Genomic DNA, 24,532 nt, shown 5'->3' on the forward strand with positions numbered 1-24,532 from the left:
ATACCTCAGCTGATTAGTACGAACATCAACATAGTGAACTGACCACGGATCGCTTCTTTCAGCTGAACCCTTTCCCAATTCGAACCTAGACCTAAAGAAAGTTCATCATCTTTGCGATCCAGAAAAGAACGTTGGCAAGTACCGCAATGGCTCCAGCATCCTCGGTAATCACCAGCCCTGTGCCAGAGGTGCCCAGATGCAGGTAAGACGATGGCAAGTGATTTGGGATCTCCATTCTGACAATGTACCTGGCGCCGCCGCTGATCTCCCGGATAGAGGGAAGGCCGTTTCGGGGTGCAAATTCGCCTTCCGAAGTGCCAATGGGGATCGCTGAAATCGGCACCGCGATCTCTTGCCCTGGCATTGTGCGCAGAGCGATCCGGATTTCGTCCCCAACGGAAACTTTGGCGCGGCTGGATTGGGGAAGCGACGCTACAAAAACCCTGTCGTAAACTGAGATGAAGCTCATCGCGCCCCCTGCTGGAGAAACCCTGTCGCCGACTCTGAGCGCCAGCGCAGTGACCTCGCCATCCGATGGTGCAAGCACTGTTGTCTGCTTTAGCGCCCAACGGGCCTTTGCGAGTCTTTCGGACGCTTCGACGATACCGACATCCACGTTGTCAACCTGCGCCGCAATGCGGGTTTCCAAGCTGGCCTTTCTGGCCTCAGCCCCGCGAATGCCAGCCGAGAGCTGGTCTATTGTGGACACCGCTTCTTGCATCTGAAAGCCTGTTGAGGCACCGCGTTCTTCCAGCCGGACGATGTCATCCCGTCGCTGAATACCGAACGCCAATTGCACCTTCAGACCTTCAATCTCAGCCTCGACTGCTGCCAGATCGGACTGAAGCTGCTGCGCTGCTGCCTTGGCGGCTTCCAGCCCAGCTTCGGCAATGGCGACATCGGCGCGCTGAGTTTCGGAGTCGATTGAAAATAGCACGTCGCCCTCGCGTACGGGCTCGTTCGGCTGGACGGCGATGCTTGTGACAGTTCCCCCCACATTCGGCTTGACCTGGATCACCGCCCCCTGAACCGAGACCGCGCCCGTGGGCGTCGTATGGTTCAGCGCGCCGATCACGACCAGCGCAATGAGCAGGGCTATGCCGTAAATCACCGATTTCCAGAACCCGCTCCAAGGCAGCAGTTTCAGTTTAGAAAAGACCAGCCAGACGACACCGAAATAGGCACCAAGCACGATAAGCATGTCGAATTTCCTGTGAAAAGATGGGGGCAGACTGTTAGGTCAGAGCGAACGGAGCCCCGTTAAGGGCTCCATTCTGATCGTGGGTCGGGTTTAGAACTTGCCCATTTCCTTTAGGATCGCACGGTTGCGTTCGCGGTGTTCCCACGCAGCGCCCATGCTGTTCTTGAGCGTTTCTGGCATCATCTCCATGGGCACAACGAGATCACCTTCGACGGGCCAAACCGGGAGAAGCTCGGGCTTGTAACCTTCCGGGTAGTAAAGATCCGGGTCGATCTCGGTTGCGCGAGATCTCTGGGTTCTGGATGTCCTCTCGAGCATGCGGCGGTGCGGGCACCACCAATTGACCATTTGTGAAATCAAACTGCGGCGCGCGCACGTTGGGGAACTCGGGCAGGATACCTTCGCGTACCCAGATCTGATCCTTCGTGACGTTCACAACGATCCCATCCGGTGCGCCAAAGTGGAACGGCCCTTTCCAGTGTTCGCGGATCTCGGCCACTGACTCCTCCAGGAGATACTTGTCGTAGCTCATATGGGTCGTCATGAACAAACGCGGTTGGATGAGATTGGCCACATATCCGGCCGCGTAGGTCGGCGTATGGTGAGTGTCGATTGTGTACCGTGCGAGGAAAGGCGGAACACCCTGAACACCCGAGTTGATCTCGACCACTTCCTGCTGCTGTTCTGTGATGTAGACGTCACACCCCTTGGCGTACTCCACATCAAGCATGTTGGGGCGACCATCGCCAGTCCAGACGAAACACAGGTCGTTCCAGTCAAGACGATAGGCCGTAGCACCATCCTTGGCGTGGCTGCGTTGCCAGTGACGGACAGTCACGCCGTTCTCGTCGTAGATGATCCCACCATTATCTGCGAAATCGAACTCATTGACCTCAATGTCCCACCCGGTGCCTGCGGGGAAAACGCTGAACGCGTCCCGATGCCACGCGGTCATCATTTTCATCCCTTCAACCATGGCCGCCGTGCCGTATTCAGGGGTGCGCCCGGAAGGGCCGTGGACGCGCAGCGGCTCATGCCAGCCACCATTCCAAGTGCGGAACATCCAGAGATAGGGAAGTGCACCAAAGTGGTCCACATGAAGGTGCGTGATGAATACGTTTGTCAGCTCGTTAAGGGCCACACGCGCAGCCTGATAGTTGGCGACAGAGCCTTCTCCGATGTCAAAGATGAAGTTGTCGCCATTGCCAAGCTCGACAAACACAGAGGTGTTCATCTGACCGGGACGCAGTAGCGGCGCGGTCCCCATGAAGGTGATGCGCATTTCTTCGGGCTGCACTTCCTCTGTTCCGGGGAACCAGTTTGCCGCGCTTTGTAGCCAAGGATGTGGAGAGATGCCTTCGAACAACAGGCCCTCTTTCCAGCGTCCATTCGGAACACCGCCAGATAGTGCTGCCTGAATATCCTCGGGCGACGAAGGTTCGCTCATATCGGGTATCTGCTGGGCTTGGGCCAAGCCGGAAATCGATAGGGATGCCAGGGCCGCGATGCCTATGGCTTTTAGGTTCTTCATGATGTGCCTCCTGATCGTTGGCGGTTGTTCTCTGGCGATGGAAGTGATCCAAAGACTGCTGATTAAGTTATTGATACTGAGCAATGTTGAGGGCGTTCATCGTATAGCTGGAAGCCACCATCCGCTGCCCGTCGGAGTAACCAACCAGCTCACTGTGGGTCTCTGCATTCAAGGTCCCATCGATCCAGACCGGGTCGTAGAGACCGCGCAGGGGATAGCCTTCGGGATACTTGACGTGGATTAACTGATTGGCAGGGGGAGGCGGGGTATGGATGCATGCTCCGGCGGTGGGAACGAGCAGAAACTCGGTAACCAAAGTTCCATCGAACTGAAGCGGAACGATGTATCCCGGTACGCGCACATGTTGGCCAAGAACCTCGGGGTTCGGAGCTGCGAACTGCTGCGCGTGTTCCTGAAAAACCCTTTCGCGTTCCTGAAGGTACCAATCCGGATCAAGACCTTCCGCCTCGAGTTCAATCCGGATCGTCGCGGCCTGCGCCTTCATGAATTCAGAGGCGGTCTCGGCTTCCTTGACTTCGATCCGATAAAGCTTGGCAAGCGCGTTGGACTGACGGAACGGGAGGCTGTCAAACGGATTGGCCCCAACAGCCACATTGGGCAGAAGGGCCTTCCATCCGATGTCGCGGGGGTCTGAGGCCTGAGCCACGCTGACGCCAAAGATGTAAAAAATGGTGGCAAGCCAAAGCTGATACCGTTTCATCTAAATCTCCATTTCGTTTGGGCATCTCCAGGAGGGCAACTTGTCCAGTTCATCATGCGCTTCCGCTGTCTTGCCGTGGTTGGTGCAAACGGGACACCAGCCGACGAAGTTCCTGCGCCGTTTCCTTACGAATCCGGGTCCATTCGCTTCGTTCGGCCTCGGAAGCATGGAGTGCCTCTTCAAATTGGCAGGCGGTGTCAAAGTCGGCCAACGCTTCCTTCACCGCGCCGTGAACCTGGGCCAATTTACGTATTTCTTCGGCAATATCCGGTAGCTCTGTTTCAAGTTCTGACATTGACTTTCAACCAACCCCGAATAGGTTCAACTCTGTATTCACATGTTGGAATTCTTGACTGGATCAAAGTGAGTTACCGTAAGGCAGGGGTAAGTTGGCTTCAGCGTCTGACAAGTTAATATATATAAATCAGGAGCTTGGGGATTTGAGCGACGTGGACGTCACGGCTGCACTCGCACGGATTGTCTCAAGTGAAGGTTTTATCGCCTCACCCCGTTTACAGGAGTTTTTAACCTATGTTGTGACCGAAACTCTGGCCGGACGAGGGGAGCAGATACTGGGTAAGTCCATTGCGGTTGATGTCTACGGGCGTCAAATTGGCAGCGAGGCTGGCGTAAGTCTTGTTCGGGTTGAAGCTCGGCGTCTCAGACGGCTTCTGGCTGAATATTACGAAGGTGCAGGAACTGACGACCCAATACGATTTGTAATTGATCCAGGCGGCTACAAACCACGTTTTGAAGTTGCGGCCCCCCAAAAAATATTCCAAATTCACCCCTCGAAACCAAACCGTTGATGTCTAGCAGGCGGCTTGGCTTGGGCGGACTGGCCGTGGCGCTCGTGCTAATCGAGTCACTTTGGGGGGCGTTTTCGTTCTGGTCAGATCAAGCGTCTCAGGAAGAGGTCGATCTTGAACGGGTCGCACTACGAGAGCATTCCGCCCTAAGCCTTCAGGCGGTCAATCTCGTTGAACAAGCTCAGGGCATGATGTTCCCTGTCTTCGACTTTGAACGGCAGCGTCTGGCGTATGGAATGTTTCGTCACGCGATTTCTTTGGATGACACCTTTTATGGCGGTTATGCAGGCGCCAGTCAGACGATGGTTGTGCTTGGTATATTTAATCCAGATCGGGACGCATCTGAACAGCAATTGTCTGAGGCGAAAGCCCTCGCTGAAAAAGCTGTTGATCTAGCCCATTCCAACGCTTGGGCGATTGCAGCAGAGGCGCAAAGTTTGGCAGGATTGCGCTCCTTTCCAGAAGCTCTGAGGATGGCGAAACTGGCAAGTGATATCGCTCCGCATGACGGGCACGTTCTGGATTTGGTGGGTGTGACCGCTATCCTGGCAAACGACCCCGAGCTGGCTGCCCTGGTTTCAGATCCTGACCGGCCTCGCACGGGAGCCGGGCGGTTTGGATCGCGAAACATCTGGGGGGTATCTCAGATGATGCTTGGAAACTACGAAAACGCTATCGAAGCTTTCAACGGGGCTGCCGCCGTGGGCGCGCCAGTCAGTGCTCCTTCTCTGTTGTTTCAGGCAGTCTCGCACGATCAGATGGGCGAGGCTGACAAGGCAGCGGCACTTTTGGCCGAAATGGGGGCAACCTGGCCGGATTTTCCGGCTGCCTTCGTTGTGGATGTGATGTTTCATGATGAAACCAGCCTGAAACGCGAGATTTTTCGGTTGCTCGGTGTCGGTGATAAGCTGTCGCCATAGCTATGCTATTGACCGCTGCCGATTTTTCGGGACAGCCATCGTGGCAAACTTGACGGTTTGTTCCAAACAACTTCAATTGCAACCTTGTCCGAAAAGCGGACGACGATGCGCGGCGCAGCGAAGTTCTGGCTTCCGGCCAGATTGACTAAGGCAAGTTATGGCCCATCCTTGCCATTGACCAAGTCACCGCACTGCTGCGGTGCAACCCGCCAGAGCCGCCATTCGCTGCGGTAAAACAGTCTATAGCAGTAGCGCCAAACAGAGCGGTGGTTTTTTCAACACTTCGCACTCAGTTCCTTGATTTTGATGTTCAGGATTTTGTCGTTCTCGCTGTAATCGACGGGGCAATCGATAAGATGCACACCTTCTGTGGATAGGCACTTGTCAAGTGTTTCACCGAGTGAAGCTGCACTTTCGATCCTGTGTCCGGTCGCCCCGTAGCTTTCGGCATACTTCACGAAATCCGGATTGCCATAGGTGAGGCCCCAATCCTCAAAGCCCATATTGGCTTGCTTCCAACGGATCATGCCATAGCTGTCGTCGCGCAGTACAAGAACAGTCAGGTTAAGCCCAAGGCGTACCGCGGTCTCCATCTCTTGACTGTTCATCATGAATCCGCCGTCTCCGCAGATCGCCATGACTTTGCGGTCGGGATACAGGATCGCCGACATCATCGCCGATGGAAGGCCCGCACCCATAGTTGCAAGCGCGTTGTCCAGCAGCACGGTGTTCGGCTTAGCCGCTTCGTAATTACGCGCAAACCAGATTTTGTAGACCCCGTTATCGAGGGCGATGATCCCGTCGTCAGGCAAGACGTCCCGAACGACCTTGACCAGATGAGGTGGGAAGATGGGGTAGCGCGTATCGTTTGACAAACTGTTGTCATGCGCCTTTTGAGCCGCCTTCGCGCGGTACATCGCATCGAATTTCCACTCTGGCGAGACAACGAGCTCTTCCTTCATTTGCCAGATGGCATTGCCAATATCGCCAATGACTTCGACCTGAGGGAAATAAACGGGATCGACATTGGCGGTATTCATCGAGATATGCACGACTCTCGCGCCGCCTTGCTCCATGAAAAACGGAGGTTTCTCGATGACATCGTGGCCGACATTGAGAATGAGGTCCGCTTGGCCGATGGCGCGGTGTACAAAATCATCCGCCGACAGCGCTGCGCATCCCATGAATTCCGCGCGATTCTCGTTCACCACCCCTTTGCCCAGCTGAGTTGTCACGAACGGGATGCCAGACTTCTCGATGAACTGCGTTAGCATGCGGCCCGTTGTGGTGCGGTTTGCGCCGCCGCCGAGCACCAAAATAGGTGATTTGGCCTCTTCAAGCATCTTTACCGCTGCTCGAATGGCCTTTGCTTCGGCGACCGGGCGGCGGGCAACACTGGCTCTGATAGGAGCAGCGTCTGTCTGCTCAGCTGCTACGTCCTCAGGAAACTCGATATGCGTCGCACCGGGTTTTTCTTCCTCAGCAAGACGCATGGCTTCGCGCACGCGGGTGGCAATATTGTCGGCACCGGCGAGTTGATGTGTGAACTTCGTGAGTGGGCCCATCATGTCGACAACATCGAGGATCTGGAAACGGCCTTGCTTGGAATGCTTGATTGGCTTTTGCCCCGTCACCATGAGCATCGGCATCCCACCCAGTTGCGCGTAGGCCGCTGTGGTCACGAGATTGGTGGCTCCGGGACCTAGAGTAGCCATGCAAACCCCAGCTTTACCCGTGTGTCTACCATAGGTGGCGGCCATGAATCCTGCACCCTGTTCGTGCCGCGTCAAAACAAGTTTGATCTTTCGCGATCTCGAAAGGCTGTCCAGCATGTCGAGATTTTCTTCACCAGGCACGGCGAAGATGTACTCCACACCTTCTTCTTCCAAACACTGCACAAATAGGTCAGATGCTTTTGTCATTAAAAAAGAACTACTTCGCTGCTCTATTATCGAGTGCTTCGTGCACCTGACTTTGATCGAGTATAGCCGTTCGTGTAGCGACTTGAACAGCTGAAGTGCGAACTTTAATCAGGCAGGCGCCAGAGCGCAGCCGATAGTGGTCTTGAGCCGACATCTGGACCTGTACGCGAATGCCGTTGGCGTAGCACGCATTGCTGCCATTCACTGTTCCCGCTCGATTTCGGCAATGTCAAATGTCTGGATCGTGGACAAAGTCGACCTTGACACTCAGCGACTGAAGGTCCGCTTTCAATTCTTTTGTGGACTGGCAAATTGACAATTCGCGTTCCTACGACTACCCGATAGCCCATAGCCTGCCGGGACGTCCCGGCCGTGAAAGGGCATCAGTCAGGACGACCTGCAAGCAGTGGAGGTCAACATGGCTTGGATTTTTCTTCTCATCGCAGGTGGACTGGAAGTCGTTTGGGCAACGGGGCTCAAGAAGCTCGGCATCGGTTTTTCTTGAACGCTCGGCGCTCTGACGCTCATCGCGATGATCACTAGCCTCGTTGCTCTCTACGCTGCGATGACCCGACTGCCGCTTGGTATCGCCTATCCGATCTGGACCGGTATCAGCTCCGTTGGGTCGGTGCTGGTTGGCGTGATGGCCCTTAACCATAATCTTGGCATCGCCGGTATTGCTGGTTTGATTTTTCTGGTTGTCGGGATGTTTCTGCTCGGCTCAGATGCCCATTAAGACGAAAGGACATGAACAATGACGTCAAAAACCAAAACAGCGAGAAATCTGATCGAAGGTCGGCCCGCGCTCATTGTGATCGACATTCAGAAAAGCACCTTCATCGACGATAGCGAAGTGCGGTCCATCGACAACATGCCGGGCTACAAGGATCGAATGATCGCTGCACGTGAACTGGTCGATGCGGCGCACGAGCACAATGTGCCGGTCATTTTCATTCAAGAAATTCACCGGTCCGACCTCATTGATTTTGGTCGCGAATTGGACGGGGATGAGGACGTGCATTGTCTTGAAGACGACCCGCGCACAGATGTTGCCAAAGAGGAAATGGGATTCCAACGCGGTGACTACATCATTCCAAAGCGACGCTACTCGGCGTTTTTCGGGACGGATCTGGAAATCTTACTGCGGGGGTTGAAGGTCGACACGCTTCTGCTGTGTGGCGGGCTGACCGATGTTTGCGTCCACTACACGTTCGTGGATGGCCACCAATCCGACTACTTCTGCCGCGTCGTGGAGGACTGTGTCGGCGGTTCATCAGTTGAGGCGCATGGGGCGGCACTCAAAGCGATGGAATACTTACAGACTGGGGCTGTTCAGGACCGGGCAACTGTGATCGATGCGATTTCAAAGTACCAGCAGACGAATTGACTGCCCCGAGCATTCCCTGCGGACACCAATGCTAAACCGGACATGCGTCTCGCTGCAGCAGCGCCGAAGTCTGGGCTCTGTGCAGCCCTTCGCTGCAACGAAAGTCAAAGAGGGCAAGGGGCCGACAGCGCCATCTATGTATCCCAAATAGGATTTGTTTGAAGGTGTGGTTGTTGCCTTGACGCTCAGCAATATGCGAGAGTGCCAAAGCATTTGACCCAGTCTGACAAGTGCGAGATTGTGCCGACCTAAAGTGCAATCAACGACTTGGTAGCTCCCCCGTCACCTGCGGTGACTCCGACGAAATTTATCTGGCCAGATGAAGTAACGGATCCTTAACCATGCCACGTCAACTTAGGCGTTGCGGTGCAGGCGGGGACGCCGATGACCGGGCCGGGTGAAAGGCCCCAGCCCTTGTTGGGGCGAAGATCCTTGGGTTCGGTTTCGTATCTTATGAGCCTCAAGCCGTGACCATTAATCGGGTGAGACCGTGGAAATGGTAGCTATTGGTGTATTCCGGTGGCCTGGTCAGATGTAGATCGGGGCAACGCTGAAACAGAATCGGCAGGGCGATGCGCAACTCCAGGCGCGCGAGCGGCGCGCCGACACAGAAATGCAAACCGCCGCCAAAGCTGGTGTTGGTCTGAATATGGCGGGTGGGATCAAAGCGATCTGGTTTTGCCCAAACCGCCGGGTCGCGGTTTGCAGACCCTAGCAGAAGCGCCACCTGATCGCCGCGATTGAAATCATGCCCATAGAGCTGCATGTCCTCATAGGCGTAACGTGTGAACATGTGCAGAGGTGGATCGTAACGCAGGATTTCCTCGACCGTTTCGTCTAGGGTATCGCCGAAGAGCGCGTTGACCGAACTGGTTTCAAGCAACGTCTTCACGCCGTTTGAAAGGGCATGCACCGTCGCCTCATGCCCGGCGTTCAACAACAGGATGCAGGTGCCGATCAACTCGTCGGTGTTCAGCTTCTCGCCTTCTTCCTCGGCTGCGATCAGCCGGGTGATCAGATCATCACGGGGGTCACTGCGGCGTTCACCGATGTAACCGCGCAGGAAATCCGCAAACTCGGTTGAAGCTGCTGCTGCGGCGTCCTCGGTCTCACGTGTGCGGCTGGCTTGATACATCGCAACCATGGCGTGAGACCAATTGAGTAGATCCGGTGCCATGGCTTCGGGCACGCCCAACAGTCGGCAAATCGTGATCACCGGCACCTGGGTGCAATAGGCGTCAAGCAGGTCAAAAGGGCCGTCGGGGAATTGATCGATCAGGTGGTGACACAGGGTCTCGATGTCTGGTGCCAGCGAGCTGATCGCGCGCGAGGTAAAGGCGCGCAAAACCAGCGCGCGCAATCGCGTGTGGCGGGGTGGTTCCGCTTCGAGCAATGAGGTCGCCTCGATCGCGAGCCAGGGGGCCAGATGCGCCGGGCCGGGCTTGGCCATTTCGGGCGGAACCTCGCGGCCAAAGCGACGGTCACGCAGGATGCTTTGAACTGCATCATGGGTAAAGGCGGCAGGCATGTCGTAGTCTGCCCAAAATTGCAGATCCCCATCGGCGCGGGCTGCGCGATAGAAGGCATAAGGATCTTGGACAAATTCCGGTTCCGTCGGGTTCTGGTGCAAGGTCTTCATATCCCGGGTGTGCCGCGCGCCTCTGGTCAATGCAAGAGCAGCTTTGCTAAGACTAGGGACATGAAGGGATATTGGCGTCAGCGCAGCTGGATAATCGTTGGGTTCTTTGGCGTGGTGGCGACCCTTGCCGCGGGCGTCTGGACCTATGGCTATCGTCAGGCGCTTGATCAATTGGGGCTTAGGGCTGAGGCCGATCTGGCGTTGGCCAGTGACCGGTTAAGCACGCAGTTGCAGATTTATCAGGAACTTGCGGTGCTGACGGCGACGCATCCTGGGTTGCGCGGCCTCGACAACAGCCCCGAGATGCAGGCCCAGGCCAATACGCTGATGGTGGCAATTGCCGACAAGACCGGGGCTTTGGATGTGGCTTTTGCCGACCGCAACGGCCGAGTGGTGGCTGCTGCACAAGGGTTGGCGGGGCAGGACTTGTCGAGGACGCCCTATTTCGAACGCGCACTACAGGGCGCGCTTGGCACCCATCACGAGGTCATGCCCCAGACCGGGCGACGCGCCTATTTCTATGCCGCTCCCGCGTTTGAGCCGGACGGTCCGGTGCGCGGCGTGCTGATCGTGGTCGCCGATCTGGAGGATGTGGAACAGACATGGCGCGGCTCGCTGCCGCCGGTGTTCTTCACTGATGATGCTGGAGAGGTATTTATCTCGAACCGGCCCGAGCTGCTGTTTTGGCAGCGCGAGGCGGGGCAGATCGGTCTGGGCCCGGCCACGGGCGATGCGCCTGCTTTTGCGTCCATTGATGTGGGCGAGCATGAGATCTGGCAGCTCAACTGGGGGCCACATGTGCCGCGCGCCGGTCTGCACACCACCGTCAGCCTGCCGCAGATTGGCATGACGGGCGAAATCATCGTGGATGTTGCACCCGCGGCCCGGATCGCAGGACTTCAGGCAGCCGCTTTGGCGGCCTTGTGCTTGGCCTTTGGCGCGCTGCTGTTTCTGGCCTCGGAACGGCGCCGGGCGTTGGCCCCGGCCAATGCTGATCTGGAAAGCCGCGTCGCAGATCGGACGCAGGTTCTGCAAGACACCAACGTGCAACTGCGCCGCGAAGTGACAGAGCGTGAAGAGGCCGAAGCGGCGCTCAAACGCGCGCAGGCGGATCTGGTGCAGGCAGGTAAGCTCAGCGCTCTTGGGCAGATGTCGGCGGGCATCAGCCATGAGCTCAATCAGCCGCTGATGGCGATCCAGCAGTTTGCCGACAATGGTGCGGCCTTTCTGGACCGGGGGCGGTCTGAGAAAGCGGGTGAAAATCTGGGTCGCATTTCGGACATGGCCGCGAGGATGGCCCGGATCATCAAGAACCTGCGCGCCTTTGCCCGCAATGAAAGCGAACCGATGGGCAAGGTTGATCTTGTGCACGTGATTGACACGGCCGTCGAACTGACGGCCACGCATCTCAAGGCAGAAGGTGTCACGCTGCATTGGTCCCGCCCAGTGACGCCGGTTTATGCCTGGGGTGGTGAAGTGCGGTTGGGGCAGGTGTTCGTCAACCTGATCACCAACGCGGTGGACGCCATGGCGGATGTCGAACGCAAGCAGATCGAGATCACGGTTCACAGCGGCGATCGGCTGCAAGTTACCGTATCTGACACTGGGCCGGGTATCGAGGAGCCGGAAAAGATCTTTGATCCGTTCTATTCCACCAAGGCGGTTGGCAGTTCCGAGGGGATGGGATTGGGGCTTTCGATCTCATACGGGTTGGTGCAGAGCTTTGGCGGCAATATCCGCGGGGCCAACACAGACCAGGGCGCGGTGTTTACAGTGGAACTGGAGCCTTTTGGCAAGGAGCAGGCGGCATGACGCGCAGGGTCTTACTGGTCGACGATGATGCCGCCGTGCGTGAGGCGCTGTCGCAGACGCTTGAGCTGGCAGATTATGACACGCTGACGGCGGGGTCATTTGTGGCCGCCAAGGATCACATCCGACCCGATTTCGATGGGGTGATCCTGTCGGACATCCGCATGCCGGGGCGGGACGGGTTTCATCTGCTCGATTACACGCAAGAGGTAGACGCCGAACTGCCGGTGATACTTCTGACCGGAGAAGGGGATATTCCCATGGCGGTCAAGGCTATGGGGCAGGGGGCGTTCGGGTTCCTCGAAAAACCCTGCGCCAGTGTGGATCTGCTGGCGGTGCTGGAGCGGGCCAGCCGCACGCGGGCGCTGGTGCTGGAAAACCGGGCGTTGAAACTTCAGCTGGAGACCGGCGACCCGGCAGCGCGGATGCTCTTTGGTACCTCGTCGCAGTCCGAAGAGCTGCGTGCGCGTGTGCGATCGGTGGCGCGCACGGGGGCCGAGGTGCTGGTAACCGGACCAGCAGGCAGTGGCATTTCCAAGGTGGCCGAGGTGGTGCACCTGATGTCGCTCGCCGGTCAGGGCCCATTTGTCAAACGTCTCGCCGCTGGGCTAAGCGCGCAGGAGTTTGCACGGCTGTGCGACGAGGCTTCGGGTGGGTCTTTGTTCCTCGATGAAGTTTCGGCCATGCCCGAGGCGACGCAATACGCCGCGCTTGAGCTGATCGAGCAGGGGGCTGGCACGCGCATTTTGGCCGGGACTACTGCGGATCTGGGCGCTTTGGTGGCGCAGGGCGCGTTCAATGCCGATCTTTTCTATCGTCTGGATGTGATGCGGGTGCGCATCCCGTCACTGGCCGAGCGGCCAGAGGATATCCCGGTATTGTTCCGGCATTACGTTGCACAGGCCGCTGAGCAGTCGGGCATCGATGCGCCTGAGATCACGCCCGATCATCTGGCTTCTCTCATGGCCCAAGACTGGCCAGGCAATGCACGATCTCTTATGTCGGCGGCGATGCGGTTTGTATTGGGTATGCCCGAGGATGTGGCGCAGGCCGCAGAGCTGGGTTTGGCGGAACAATTGGCGCAGGTGGAACGCGCACTGCTGGTGTCGGCTTTGGGGCGCAACAACGGCAAGGCGTCCGAGGCGGCCAAGGTGCTGAAACTGCCGCGCAAGACGTTTTATGACAAGCTCACCCGTTATGGCATTAGACCCGAAGACTACCGTCGGTAGAGGGGAGCGCTCCCGCGTATGCGGATCGCATCAAAGATGTGGCCGAGCAGACTTGGCTAACATCACTTGAACAAGGCAATCCGATCCCTGTCGGGCCCCGTTTGTGACACCGTGATTCGCAAAAGTGATTCGTTTGGGTGTGCGGTTTTTCGCACAATAGATAGGTGCGATGTGCGGAATTTCGCACACAGGTTGACCGCGACACTTCAGGCTGCAATCGGGGTGGCATGAAGTATATTGATAATAAACGATTTATTCAGAAATCTCGCCAAGTTCAGACAAATCGTTGAGCCAATCACTGTGAGTCGGTTCACTTCCCTCAGCACGCCGAACTCCGGCGTTTGCCAATCTGGTTCAGATATTCTGTAGGGAGAGAGCAGATGAAATTTCTAGCAACCGCCGCAACGGCACTGGCCTTGAGCGTCACCGCCACCGCAGGCTTTGCCGCTTGTGATGATGGCGAGATCGTCGTCAAATTTGCCCACGTCACCAACACCGACAAGCACCCCAAGGGGATCGCTGCCTCGCTGCTGGAGCAGCGCGTAAATGACGAGATGAACGGCACCATGTGCATGGAGGTCTATCCGAACTCCACGCTCTACAACGACAACAAAGTGCTCGAAGCCATGTTGCAGGGCGACGTGCAGCTTGCCGCGCCATCGCTGTCGAAGTTTGAAAAGTTCACCAAGCAGTTCCGCCTGTTCGACCTGCCGTTCATGTTCAAGAACATCGAAGCCGTGGATGCGTTCCAATCCTCGGATGACGGTCAGGCCATGCTCGACAGCATGCAGCGCCGCGGTCTGCAGGGACTGGCGTTCTGGCACAACGGCATGAAGCAGATGTCGGCCAACAAGCCGCTGGTCGCGCCGACCGATGCAAACGGCCTAAAGTTCCGGGTTCAGTCGTCGGACGTTCTGGTGGCCCAGATGGAAGCCATCGGTGGTTCGCCGCAGAAGATGGCCTTCTCGGAAGTGTATGGCGCGCTGCAGCAGGGCGTAGTGGACGGGCAGGAGAACACCTGGTCGAACATCTACGGCAAGAAGTTCTTTGAGGTTCAGGACGGTGTGACCGAAACCAACCACGGCATCATCGACTATCTGGTCGTGACTTCGGTCGATTGGCTGGACAGCCTGGATCCTGCCGTGCGTGATCAGTTCACCACCATCCTGAGCGAAGTCACAGAGACCCGCAACAGCGAAGCCTTTGCCGTAAACGAAGGGGCCAAGCAGGCAATCATTGATGCAGGCGGCACCATCCGTCAGCTGGACGCCACGCAGCGTCAGGCCTGGGTCGACACAATGAAGCCGGTTTGGGAAAAATTTGCAGGCGATGTGGGTCAGGACAAGATCGACGCAGCACAGGCGATCAACGCCGGTTTCTGATCTCATCAGATAGCGCCGCGTTCGAAGCTGGGGAGTGTTGGATGCGCGCGCGGGCGGGCCGGTTGATCGGCCCGCCTCAAACCCAAAAATCCAAAACAAAATGAGGACAGTGAGATGTCTGGTCAGACCACCGGGTCACCCGGGTTTGTCGACCGGCTTGAGGAGACCGTGATTGCGGCGCTTCTAGGGCTGATGACGATTATCACCTTCGCAAACGTCGTTGCGCGCTTTGCTTTCAACTCGAACATTCTGTGGGCGCTGGAAGCGACGGTGTTTCTGTTCGCCTGGCTGGTTCTGCTGGGGGCCTCTTACGCGGTCAAGAAACACGCACACCTTGGTGTCGACGCGATTGTGAACATGCTGGCTCCGGCTGCCCGACGCGCACTGGCGCTGATTGCCGTGGCCGCCTGTCTGATCTTCTCGCTGCTGATGCTGAAAGGCGCCTATGACTATTGGGCCGTCTTTGCGGATTTGCCGCCCACTTCGGGCCGTTGGTTCCCGACCGGGTTCGACATGAAGGCGCGTAGCCAGTCGTTCTATGAGGTGCAGGACGTGCCGATGATCGGAATGCTGCGGTTTCTCGAGGATCTGATCAACTACGGCGACGCCTATGAAAAGATGCCCAAAGTGGTGCCTTATCTGGTGTTGCCATTGTCGATGCTGCTGCTGGTCTATCGCTTTGCGCAAGCCGCGATGCAGATCTTTCGTGGCGAAACCGACCGGCTGGTCGCCAGCCACGAAGTAGAGGACGAGCTTGAAGCCGTCCGTGCTCAGCAAGGGGAGCATGAGTGATGGACGTCGTTCTTCTATTTTCGATGGTGATCGGCCTGTTGCTGATCGGTGTGCCGATTGCCGTTTCTCTGGGCCTGAGTTCCACCCTGTTCCTGCTGGTCTATTCCGACAGTTCGCTGGCCTCGGTCGCGGGTACTCTGTTCGAGGCGTTCGAGGGTCACTTCACCCTACTGGCGATTCCCTTCTTCATCCTGGCCTCGTCCTTCATGACGACGGGCGGTGTGGCACGGCGGATCATCCGCTTCTCGATCGCCTGTGTGGGCCATCTTCCCGGTGGTCTGGCAATTGCAGGCGTCTTTGCTTGTATGCTCTTTGCGGCTTTGTCCGGGTCTTCGTCGGCGACCGTTGTGGCCATCGGATCCATCGTGATCGCAGGCATGCGGCAGGTGGGGTATACCAAGGAATTTGCAGCAGGCGTCATTTGTAACGCCGGTACGCTCGGCATCTTGATCCCGCCGTCCATCGTGATGGTTGTCTATGCCGCCGCGGTCGAGGTGTCGGTAGGTCGCATGTTCCTGGCGGGCATCATTCCGGGCCTGATGGCGGGCATCATGCTGATGGTGACGATCTATGTCATGGCCAAGGTCAAGAATCTGCCCAAGGGCGAATGGCAGGGCTGGGGCGAGATTTTCCAGTCGGCGCGTGACGCCGGGTGGGGTCTGTTCCTGATCGTGATCATCCTGGGTGGCATCTATGGTGGTATCTTTACCCCGACCGAGGCTGCTGCGGTGGCGGCTGTTTATGCCTTCTTCATCGCGTGTTTTGTCTACAAGGACATGGGTCCGCTGTCGAATGGCGAGGAAGAAGCCAAAACGCCTCTTCTGAAAAAGCCAATTGCATTGGTCACGGCCTTCTTCCACGCGGATACCAAGCACACGCTGTTCGAGGCAGGTAAGCTGACCGTCACGCTGCTGTTCGTCATCGCCAATGCTTTGATCCTCAAGCACGTGCTGACCGACGAGCAGATCCCGCAGCATATCGCCAACGCGATGCTGTCGGCGGGCTTTGGTCCGGTGATGTTCCTGGTGGTGGTGAACGTGATCCTGCTGATCGGTGGTCAGTTCATGGAGCCCTCGGGCCTGTTGGTGATCGTCGCGCCACTGGTGTTCCCGATTGCCATCGAACTGGGCATCGACCCGATCCATCTGGGCATCATCATGGTGGTGAACATGGAGATTGGGATGATCACGCCGCCGGTTGGTCTGAACCTCTTCGTGACGTCCGGTGTCGCAGGTATGCCAATGATGAGCGTTGTGCGGGCGGCCCTGCCGTTCCTGGCGGTGCTCTTCGTCTTCCTGATCATGATCACCTACATCCCATGGCTCAGCACGGTCATTCCGAACGCGGTGATGGGGCCTGAGATCATAACGAAGTAGAGGCAGATGTTGTCTTCAAAGGCGCCGGGGATTCCTCGGCGCCTTTTTGTTGCTCAGCCGTATTTGCGCGTGGCTTCGAGTTCCAACGCATAGCGCGTCTGAAGATCGGCGAGCGTCTTCATTTCTGCCTTGCGCTCGTTTGGGTCGGTCAGTGTCTGAAGGCGGGCGCGCGATTGGCTGATTTTCTCGTTCAGCACGACGGCCTGAGGTTTCGCCTGATGTTCCGTCATAATGCGGTTGAGCACAGCGTCCTTACCAAGATGCGCATCTGTCAGCGGTTTGCTAGGCCCCGGGCAGATTGTCCAGCTCACCCCGCCGGGCGGAGTTTGCTACAATTCGGTCGATCAGTGTTTCAAGCGGATGGTCCATGTCTGATGTCTCCAACGATCACATCAAACATGGTGTCTGTTTCGCTTCATTCCAGAGGTGATGCTCGTCAGCTCCTCAGGATGTCTCAAGAGCGGTAATAATTGGCGAGAAATCTGCGGCTTTCAGGCTGGCACCGCCGACCAGAGCGCCGTCCACATTGGGGACGGCAAAGATCTCGACCGCATTGCTGGGCTTGACCGAGCCGCCGTAGAGCAGGCGGATTGAGCGGCCCACGCCTTCGCCAAAGCGGCGTTCCAGACGGGCGCGGATGAAATCATGCACTTCGCCGATCTGTTCCAGCGTGGGCACTTTACCGGTGCCGATGGCCCAGATCGGTTCATAGGCGATCACGGTGTTTTCTCCTGTCGCGAGATCCGGGATCGAGCCGGACATCTGACCTGCGATAATGTCGAGGGTGTTGGCAGCTTCACGCTGCGCCAGGCTCTCGCCCAGGCAGATCACGGCCGTCAACCCGGCGTCGATAGCGGCTTTGGCTTTGGCACGGACATCTTCGTTGCGCTCGTCATGGTCGTCGCGCCGTTCCGAATGGCCCACGATAACTGCGGTGGCACCGGCATCAACCAACATACCGGCGCTGATGTCGCCTGTGTGTGCACCCGCCGCTTGCGCGTGACAGTCTTGTCCACCTACCGAAAGGACGGTTCCATTTGTGGCGTGTGAAGCGCGATGAAGCAACGTGGCCGGTGGGCAGATCAGGATATCGACAGAGGCGTCAGAGTGAGCCTTTGCCAAGGCGGCCAACTCGCTCAACCCCGCCTCAAGGCCATTCATTTTCCAGTTGCCCGCTGCCAGTTTACGCCGCATGTGATGACCTCGTCTTGGTTCATTTTTTCTATCCCGCCTCCGATAGCATCGCCACGGCGATGTGACAATTCCGGTTGCTCGGCTTGAGGGGGCACGATACAGGCCTTCTTGGTTAGGGGAGGCAGTGCATGCTTGAGAATCTGGACCTGCAGCTTTTGGTTGCGCGAAACCCAAGTGAAATGCACAGGCTCAGATGCGCTGTGCGGGATGTTGGCTTTTTGACGGTGACAAACACCGGAATTAGCGCAGATCGAGTTGGCGAAGTTATCGAAACCTACCGCAGTTTCTTTCAGCAACCGGATGCAATGAAGCGGTCGGTGGATATGGCGCGCACAGGGTCCAACAGGGGATGGGGCGCAAGCAAATCCGAACAGGTCGATCCCAATGCAAACCCTGACTACAAGCAAGTTTTTGATTGCGGGTACGAATTACCTCTGGATCATCCGTTCAAACGTGACAACTTGAGTGTTTATGCGCCGAACCTCTGGCCCGAGGGACTTGAAGACTTTCGAACCGAAATTCTGGCGTATTTTGGTCAGGCGTCTGAGGTGGCCATGAATGTGCTGAGAGCCATAGCTTTCGCCATCGGTCGGGACGAAGCTGCATTTGACAGGGCATTTGATCCACCGATGGCGCTTCTTCGCGGTAATTACTATCCCAAGCGTCCCAGCTGGGCAGGCGCACGTGACTTCGGGATCGCTGCGCATACGGACTATGGCTGCCTGACTCTGTTGGCAACAGACGGAGTGCCGGGGCTTGAGGTCAAGATGCCCAATGGAACTTGGCAAGGTATAACCGTCCACCCTGGAACATTCGTGATCAACTTTGGTGAGATGCTCGAGTTCTGGACAGAGGGGCAGGTCAAAGCAACGCAGCACCGAGTGATTGGAAGCCACGAGGAACGTGTGTCCGTTCCGCTGTTTTTCAATCCATCCTATAACACCAATGTCGCCCCTCCGGGATCTGGGCAGGTGATTACTGCGGGCGAACACCTGACACGTCGGTATGATGAGACTTATGTGCATTTACAGGAAAAGCGTGCACCGTCCAGGCAGGCCGTGTCGCAGGTGTAACTCAAGGCCCACCAATCCATAGTTGAGCATACTGATCACAAAAACTTTGAGATCACTCTGGTTTCCAGAGTGATGAGGGCCAAAAACTGACCGCCTTTTTGCAATAGATGTTGCTGGTTGGTTAGTTTTGCACTGGTACCCTGCACTTGGACACCAATCGGCAGAGTTTTGTTCTGACGGGATAGTTGACCCACTCAAGCAGTTCGGTCGCTTGCGCATCGCGCAGCGAAAGAGGCAACAGAACCCAGTTTTCCGGTTGTTGGCTGGTTACCAAATCAGAAGGTGTTTCAGGCGCCCTGTTGCAGCTCGTTGGCGTCCTTAAACTTAATCGACTCGCCACATCCGCAGGCATCCTCAACATTGGGATTGTTGAACTTAAAACCAGCTTCAAGCAACGAAACCTCATAGTCGATCTGGGTTCCGAACAAGAACATCTGAGCCATTGGGGCAATCATGACACGGGCACCATCCTGTTCGACAACCTCGTCGTTGGGATCGCTCTCGTTTACGTATTCCATGGTGTATTCCATGCCTGCGCAACCGCCTTTCTTGACGCCAATCCGCAAGCCTTTGTGGCCATCTTTTGCCATGAGCTTGGCAATTTGTTCCGCCGCCTTGGGCGTCATTGTAATTGCCTGTTTGCCGGGAATGCCGAACATGAAAATCTCCATCGCGCGTTGTCTGTAACTTAAGGCGCGGCCCCCGCAGTCTCAAGGGGTATGTACAACACAAAAAAGGAACCGTTCCCTTTGGGCAGGAACGGTTCCGGCTATGAGGCTGATGTTTGTAGAGTCAGAGGCCCATGCAGTTCGCGTAGTACGTCACAGTTGCAGGCCAGTCCGAGAACACGCCTTCGACGCCAACGTCCTGAGCCAACACATCAAGAACCTGGAAATACATGCCGTCATTTTCAGTCAGATCCATGACTGACTGAAAATACCACCCACCTCCGTTGGCCAATGGGCCCGAACGCTCCAGTGTCCAGGTGATTAGTTTCAAATCAGCTGCTTTGGCGGCCATGGCCCATGCAGACGGCACGATTCTGTTGTTCTCTACGGTCAGCAGCATCCACATCGGCGGAGCGATGTAGTTGACACCCTTGGCTTTCAGCTCGGCAAAGTCGTGAGGGAAGGTTGCCGGGTTGGTGTGATCGAAACCTTCGATGTCATAGGAGTTGTCCAGGAAAACCGCTTGTTTGCCGAACTCCGGCTCGTTCTCGATCCAATAGAGTACATCTTCAAGGTTGAAGGATTGTGCCCAGACATCCGAAGCGGGGATGCCCGCCGCCTTGTATTCGTCAATAAGCTTTTGCGCATAGTCGGCCTGACTGAACCCGTCATGTGGCATGTCAACAGAAGGGTACTTTAGTTCTGGTGTAAACTTGGCGCCCAGATCCCGGAATAGCGCGATGGATTCGGCGTGCGTCATGCTGCGCGCGCCATCTATGTAAAGCGTACTCCGCCAAGGTGCGACGCCACCCTGATAGGCCTCTGCGGTTCGGGCGGTTTTGTCTGCACTGTCCATCTTGGGCTTGAGTGTGCGGAACTGCTCCAACGTCAGCTCGGACGTTCGGCATTCAGCAGCGGCAGGAGTGTCACCGGACGCCGGAGTAAAAGGTACATTGCACGTATCGGCAAGGTCACTGACCAGAATGTTGGTGGTGGTGTGCAGATCGTTTTGGGCGTGGCGACAGACCAGTTCGTGATCCTTTGTGAATGTCACATCGCATTCCAGAATGCCTGCGCCCATTCGGGCCGCCGCCACATTCGATTCCACTGTGTGCTCGGGATAAAGCAAAGGCGCACCCCGGTGGCCGATCGAAAACAGGCTGCGTTTGGGTGTCTGACCTTCGCAAGACTGCAGTTTGGATTTCAGCGCACCCTCAGGCAGCTTGTCGATCAGATAGGCGGGGCGGTCGCCAAAGGACAGAGCAGGTTCGGCCGTATTGGATTGGTTGCCACCTACAGCAAAGGCAAGCGTGGGGCACAGCATCAGTACTGTGCTGGCCAAGGTAAAGCGCATGGGAATTCTCCGACGTTGTTAGCTATTCGGAGTGTTGCGCGGCAACTGTAACATTGATCGGTCGTTTTGGTAACGAAGCAGCAAATCTTTTGTGACGCTTCGCAAAGCCCTGTGGATAAGTCCATGTAAAAACAGGGGCTTACATGAATCCCAGTTCCAGGCGGGCTTCGTCCGACATCATTTCCATGCCCCAGGGTGGCTCCCAGGTGAGTTCGACATCAACCTGTTTGACACCGGGAAGCGGGTCAACGGCATCGGCAACCCAGCCGGGCATTTCACCAGCAACGGGACAACCGGGGGCGGTCAGAGACATGATCACCCGAACCTCGTTTTCCTCGTTTATTTCAATTGTGTAGATCAGACCCAGCTCATAGATATTGACCGGGATTTCCGGGTCATAGACGCTCCTGCACGCATCCACCACGGCGTCATACAGCGGGTGATTGACAGAGGACGGCGCAATCAGCGGCGCGCCTTCCATGGGTTCGGTCGAGATGGGTCATCAGGGCCTCGATCTGCTTCCTGAGTGATTATATAGGGAAAGCGCAATGTGGCGTCCAGAGGTCGCGTGTTCATGCCGCAGGCGCAAAAGGATCGCGGCTGAGGGGGCTGTGACATCCGTGCACTACGCGTGCACCAAGCGTGCACCGCTGAAATGCGCCGCAGTGCAGCAGGTGTCCGGCCTGTACTGGGGCATCTAAGAAATTCGCCAAAGCCCTTTGCATCTAGACGGTCTTGCCCGAATTGTTTGGTCTTGGAATGACTTGCCCAATGCGCGGGCGGGTTTTGGTACGGAAGAACATCAGGAGAAGGCGTGGGCGACGAACTGGGCGCGTTGGTGGCGGGTGCGGTCGCTAGTGGGGCGTTGGCTATGTGATCATGCGGGCCTGACCGTGCCAGACGTATGATGGTGATTGAATGGGTGATCTGTGACGCCGCGAAATAGTGTGGCGGGGAGGGCTTTGAATGGTCAAACTTCGGGGTATTCACCCCAGGTCCCGGGGGCAGCAAACACCTCTAAGGCGGTCGATATCTCAGCTACGAGTGCTCTTGATCGTGTCCAACCGCAATTTCCGCCTGCGTTTCGAAGGCGGAAACCTCTAGATTGAACACGTCCCCTGTATTTGCGCTTTGTTGGTAATGCAGGTCTTAAGCCGTTGAATTTCAGTAATTTGACATTTGCACGCATCCGCGTCCTGTTGCGCCTGTAGGATAACGAACGGCTTCGAAAGTGGTCTACTGTTTGCGGGCAACACAAATGCCAATCGAAACTGGCACAAAGACAGGGTAGACCCATGAACTGGACGACACATGCAGTTGGCGCGGCGGTCCTGAGCGCTCAGATGACCGTCGCTTTCGCCGACACAGCCGAGATCAACGGTGCAAACCTATATTATGAAACGCTTGGATCGGGACCGGCGGTCTTGATGATGCACGGTGGTCTGGGGCTAAGCCATGATTACCTGCGTCCTTATTTTGACAAGCTGTCCGAGACGCATACTGTGGTTTACTATGACCACTTCGGCAATGGACGGTCCGACAAACCCGATGACTATGCTTCGATGACGTTTGAGCGCCTGACCTCGGATGCGGCGGCGTTGATGACGACATTGGGGCACGACACATTTACGCTGATTGGCCATTCTTATGGCGGATTTATCGCGCAGGAATTTGCGGCCAGTCACGCAGAACGGCTGGATGGGCTTGTGTTGATCGACACTGTGCTGGCCTTCGACTATCAGCCGACGGTTTCCGGTAGCGACGAACAAATGGCGGCCTTTGGCAAGCTCTTCTCGCAGCCGATGGCAGACAACGCGGATTGGCAGGCCACCTGGAACCCTGTGGTGCAGATGTATTTCCACGAGTGGGATCCCGAAGTCGGCGCGGATCTGGATGCGCGAACCGTCTATGAGTATCGGGCTTGGAATGCAGCGGGGGCTTTGCTGGGAGGGTTCAACACGTTGGAAAAACTGCCCGGCATTTCGACGCCAACTTTGGTTGCCTCAGGTCGTCATGACGGGATCACGCCACCCGAGCCCGGCGCCGAACGCATTGCATCCGTGATGCCGAATGCCGAAGTCGCCATTTTTGAAAGCTCTGGCCATTATCCGTTTATTGAAGAGCAAGAGGCGTTCTTTGATAGGCTGACGCAATGGCTTGCGCGCTAGGCAACACTCACGAAAAAGGCCGCCCAAGGAGGGCGGCCTTTCTTAGGTGCGCGGGGGGTCACCCGTTGATGTCATCCTCGAAGTGTTTCACCTGACCGGTGCGCAGGGCAAAGCTGCGGCGCAGGATGAGCCAGGCGGCCAGCGACAGGGCGGCGAAGATCAAGGCCAGAACGGGCAGGGTCCAAGCTATGGGTACGATCAGCAGCATGAGGCCAGTGATCGCAGCGCCAATGGCGAAGCCCAGGAAGATGAAGCCGGGGGCTAGAACCTCGACAATGGCCAGTACCAGCGCGGCGGCCATCCAGACCCACCAGACGGACCAGAGATCAGCCATCATTTGCCTCCTTTCAGCATCTTGAAGGCGTCGCCAAAGGCCTCGATCGCGTTCGCGGGCAGGACGATGGTTTGTTTGCCGCTGCCGTTGCCGAGCGCATTGAGCGATTCAACCTGCTTCAGGGCGACCTGATACTGCGCCGCCTCGATGCCGTTTTCGGCGATGGCCTTGGCAACAACCTCGGTGGCATAGGCTTCGGCCTCGGCCTGAATGCGGCGGGCTTTGGCGGTTTGCTCGGCGGCATAAAGCTCGGCGTCGGCCTGCAATTCGACCGAGCGTTTCATGCCCTCGGCCTCGGTCACCTGCGCACGGCGGGCGCGTTCGGCATTGAGCTGTTGCAGCATGGCGTCGCGGGTGGCCTGATCCAGGTTCACGTCGAGGATCTCGGCGCGCGTCACTTCGATGCCCCAGTCGTCAACAGCGGTTTCGACCGAGTGCTGGATCTGACCGATCAGTTGGGCACGGTTGGATTGCACCTCGTCGAGGTCCATTTTACCGATCTCGGCACGCACGATGCCGGCCACGGTGGTGGCAATGGCGCCATCGACGTCGCGGATGCGGTAGACGGTCTTTTCCGGCTCAAGAATGCGGTAGAAGACCGAGGTATCGATCTGCACCAGCACGTTGTCCTTGGTGATAGCGTCTTGCGTTGCATTGGGCAGCTGGCGCTCCAGGATCGAGATCTTGTGGCGGGCCACGTCCAGAAACGGCACGATGAAGTTGATGCCCGGCCCAAGCACCGAATGCAGGCGGCCGAACCGTTCGACCACGTATTTTTCCGACTGAGGCACGATCTTGATGCCTTTGAGGATGACCACCACGATAAAGATGGCACCCAGAACCAGAACGATGTTCTGTGTGATCAGGCCAAGGATCTGTTCTTCTGTCATTTACTGCTCCTTATTTCATTTGTGTACAATTGTATACATTTAGGGGTTGAGTTGCCCGTTTTCAAGACAGGTATGAGGAGAAGGCAGGAGGCTGACAAGGGGAAATGGCGGTGTTGGGGCCTCTCGGATGGGC

At 56.9% G+C, this 24,532-nt stretch carries 24 protein-coding genes; 11 read left to right on the top strand and 13 right to left on the bottom strand.

The window, feature by feature from the left end; translation table 11 throughout:
- Positions 1-91 precede the first annotated feature (91 nt).
- The 4 genes from ACZ1HE_RS09190 to ACZ1HE_RS09205 form a co-directional block, all read right to left on the bottom strand.
- On the bottom strand, positions 92-1,201 hold the full coding sequence (locus tag ACZ1HE_RS09190) for an HlyD family secretion protein (RefSeq protein WP_472620487.1): 1,110 nt from the start codon (positions 1,199-1,201) through the stop codon (positions 92-94).
- 202 nt (positions 1,202-1,403) lie between these two features.
- Entirely contained in the window at positions 1,404-2,732 is a 1,329-nt protein-coding gene (gene gntH, locus ACZ1HE_RS09195) for a guanitoxin biosynthesis MBL fold metallo-hydrolase GntH (RefSeq protein WP_472620488.1), read from the bottom strand.
- A gap of 67 nt (positions 2,733-2,799) precedes the next feature.
- Positions 2,800-3,453: a DUF3299 domain-containing protein gene (locus ACZ1HE_RS09200; RefSeq protein ID WP_472620489.1), complete on the bottom strand. Its 654-nt coding sequence runs from the start codon at positions 3,451-3,453 to the stop codon at positions 2,800-2,802.
- A gap of 52 nt (positions 3,454-3,505) precedes the next feature.
- Positions 3,506-3,748: a hypothetical protein gene (locus ACZ1HE_RS09205; RefSeq protein WP_472620490.1), complete on the bottom strand. Its 243-nt coding sequence runs from the start codon at positions 3,746-3,748 to the stop codon at positions 3,506-3,508.
- A 145-nt stretch (positions 3,749-3,893) separates the two neighbouring features.
- Between ACZ1HE_RS09205 and ACZ1HE_RS09210 the strand changes: the two genes are divergently transcribed.
- Together ACZ1HE_RS09210 and ACZ1HE_RS09215 are read left to right on the top strand one after the other, a co-directional pair.
- Positions 3,894-4,262 carry a hypothetical protein gene (locus ACZ1HE_RS09210; RefSeq protein ID WP_472620491.1) on the top strand — a complete coding sequence of 123 codons (369 nt, stop codon included), beginning with the start codon at positions 3,894-3,896 and terminating at the stop codon, positions 4,260-4,262.
- A 20-nt stretch (positions 4,263-4,282) separates the two neighbouring features.
- Positions 4,283-5,182: a tetratricopeptide repeat protein gene (locus ACZ1HE_RS09215; protein WP_472620492.1), complete on the top strand. Its 900-nt coding sequence runs from the start codon at positions 4,283-4,285 to the stop codon at positions 5,180-5,182.
- A 275-nt stretch (positions 5,183-5,457) separates the two neighbouring features.
- On the opposite strand, the gene ACZ1HE_RS09220 is transcribed toward ACZ1HE_RS09215, so the two are convergent.
- Positions 5,458-7,104: an acetolactate synthase large subunit gene (locus tag ACZ1HE_RS09220; protein WP_472620493.1), complete on the bottom strand. Its 1,647-nt coding sequence runs from the start codon at positions 7,102-7,104 to the stop codon at positions 5,458-5,460.
- A 526-nt stretch (positions 7,105-7,630) separates the two neighbouring features.
- Here ACZ1HE_RS09220 and ACZ1HE_RS09225 point away from each other — a divergent pair.
- Both ACZ1HE_RS09225 and ACZ1HE_RS09230 read left to right on the top strand, forming a co-directional pair.
- Positions 7,631-7,840 carry a DMT family transporter gene (locus tag ACZ1HE_RS09225; RefSeq protein ID WP_472624423.1) on the top strand — a complete coding sequence of 70 codons (210 nt, stop codon included), beginning with the start codon at positions 7,631-7,633 and terminating at the stop codon, positions 7,838-7,840.
- Positions 7,841-7,858: 18 nt separating this feature from the next.
- Positions 7,859-8,491, top strand: coding sequence for a cysteine hydrolase family protein (locus ACZ1HE_RS09230; RefSeq protein ID WP_472620494.1), 633 nt, complete (start codon positions 7,859-7,861; stop codon positions 8,489-8,491).
- A gap of 460 nt (positions 8,492-8,951) precedes the next feature.
- Here ACZ1HE_RS09230 and ACZ1HE_RS09235 read toward each other — a convergent pair whose 3' ends face one another.
- Positions 8,952-10,130, bottom strand: coding sequence for a cytochrome P450 (locus tag ACZ1HE_RS09235; protein ID WP_472620495.1), 1,179 nt, complete (start codon positions 10,128-10,130; stop codon positions 8,952-8,954).
- A gap of 60 nt (positions 10,131-10,190) precedes the next feature.
- On the opposite strand from ACZ1HE_RS09235, the gene ACZ1HE_RS09240 reads away from it, so the two are divergent.
- The 5 genes from ACZ1HE_RS09240 (at position 10,191) to ACZ1HE_RS09260 (ending at position 16,718) form a co-directional block, all read left to right on the top strand.
- Complete coding sequence (locus tag ACZ1HE_RS09240; protein ID WP_472620496.1) at positions 10,191-11,942, top strand: sensor histidine kinase; 1,752 nt, start codon at positions 10,191-10,193, stop codon at positions 11,940-11,942.
- Positions 11,939-13,168, top strand: a complete 1,230-nt coding sequence (locus tag ACZ1HE_RS09245) for a sigma-54-dependent transcriptional regulator (RefSeq protein ID WP_472620497.1) — start codon at positions 11,939-11,941, stop codon at positions 13,166-13,168. Before ACZ1HE_RS09240 ends, ACZ1HE_RS09245 begins: the two co-directional genes overlap by 4 nt.
- A gap of 380 nt (positions 13,169-13,548) precedes the next feature.
- On the top strand, positions 13,549-14,550 hold the full coding sequence (locus tag ACZ1HE_RS09250; RefSeq protein WP_472620498.1) for a DctP family TRAP transporter solute-binding subunit: 1,002 nt from the start codon (positions 13,549-13,551) through the stop codon (positions 14,548-14,550).
- A 114-nt stretch (positions 14,551-14,664) separates the two neighbouring features.
- Positions 14,665-15,342 carry a TRAP transporter small permease gene (locus tag ACZ1HE_RS09255; RefSeq protein ID WP_472620499.1) on the top strand — a complete coding sequence of 226 codons (678 nt, stop codon included), beginning with the start codon at positions 14,665-14,667 and terminating at the stop codon, positions 15,340-15,342.
- A complete protein-coding gene (locus tag ACZ1HE_RS09260) occupies positions 15,342-16,718 on the top strand; it encodes a TRAP transporter large permease (RefSeq protein ID WP_472620500.1) in 1,377 nt (458 codons plus the stop codon). The genes ACZ1HE_RS09255 and ACZ1HE_RS09260 overlap by 1 nt, the downstream gene beginning before the upstream one ends.
- A gap of 53 nt (positions 16,719-16,771) precedes the next feature.
- Here ACZ1HE_RS09260 and ACZ1HE_RS09265 read toward each other — a convergent pair whose 3' ends face one another.
- Entirely contained in the window at positions 16,772-17,029 is a 258-nt protein-coding gene (locus ACZ1HE_RS09265; protein WP_472620501.1) for a hypothetical protein, read from the bottom strand.
- Positions 17,030-17,162: 133 nt separating this feature from the next.
- Positions 17,163-17,912 (bottom strand): triose-phosphate isomerase, encoded by a 750-nt coding sequence (tpiA, locus tag ACZ1HE_RS09270; RefSeq protein WP_472620502.1) that lies wholly within the window; start codon positions 17,910-17,912, stop codon positions 17,163-17,165.
- Between the two features lie 128 nt (positions 17,913-18,040).
- Between tpiA and ACZ1HE_RS09275 the strand changes: the two genes are divergently transcribed.
- Entirely contained in the window at positions 18,041-18,985 is a 945-nt protein-coding gene (locus tag ACZ1HE_RS09275) for an isopenicillin N synthase family dioxygenase (RefSeq protein WP_472620503.1), read from the top strand.
- 287 nt (positions 18,986-19,272) lie between these two features.
- On the opposite strand, the gene ACZ1HE_RS09280 is transcribed toward ACZ1HE_RS09275, so the two are convergent.
- The 3 genes from ACZ1HE_RS09280 to ACZ1HE_RS09290 form a co-directional block, all read right to left on the bottom strand.
- Complete coding sequence (locus tag ACZ1HE_RS09280) at positions 19,273-19,644, bottom strand: HesB/IscA family protein (protein WP_472620504.1); 372 nt, start codon at positions 19,642-19,644, stop codon at positions 19,273-19,275.
- A 133-nt stretch (positions 19,645-19,777) separates the two neighbouring features.
- The gene (locus tag ACZ1HE_RS09285) at positions 19,778-21,007 is read right to left on the bottom strand and encodes a glycerophosphodiester phosphodiesterase family protein (RefSeq protein WP_472620505.1); all 1,230 of its coding nucleotides are present in this window, start codon (positions 21,005-21,007) and stop codon (positions 19,778-19,780) included.
- 139 nt (positions 21,008-21,146) lie between these two features.
- Positions 21,147-21,488: an SUF system Fe-S cluster assembly protein gene (locus ACZ1HE_RS09290; protein WP_472620506.1), complete on the bottom strand. Its 342-nt coding sequence runs from the start codon at positions 21,486-21,488 to the stop codon at positions 21,147-21,149.
- A gap of 814 nt (positions 21,489-22,302) precedes the next feature.
- Between ACZ1HE_RS09290 and ACZ1HE_RS09295 the strand changes: the two genes are divergently transcribed.
- Positions 22,303-23,175 carry an alpha/beta fold hydrolase gene (locus ACZ1HE_RS09295; protein ID WP_472620507.1) on the top strand — a complete coding sequence of 291 codons (873 nt, stop codon included), beginning with the start codon at positions 22,303-22,305 and terminating at the stop codon, positions 23,173-23,175.
- 58 nt (positions 23,176-23,233) lie between these two features.
- Here ACZ1HE_RS09295 and ACZ1HE_RS09300 read toward each other — a convergent pair whose 3' ends face one another.
- Positions 23,234-23,509 (bottom strand): NfeD family protein, encoded by a 276-nt coding sequence (locus ACZ1HE_RS09300; protein ID WP_472620508.1) that lies wholly within the window; start codon positions 23,507-23,509, stop codon positions 23,234-23,236.
- Entirely contained in the window at positions 23,509-24,399 is an 891-nt protein-coding gene (locus ACZ1HE_RS09305) for an SPFH domain-containing protein (protein WP_472620509.1), read from the bottom strand. The genes ACZ1HE_RS09300 and ACZ1HE_RS09305 overlap by 1 nt, the downstream gene beginning before the upstream one ends.
- Between the last annotated feature and the right edge of the window lie 133 nt (positions 24,400-24,532).

It is taken from the genome of Falsiruegeria sp. JB4-1, from assembly GCF_055693495.1.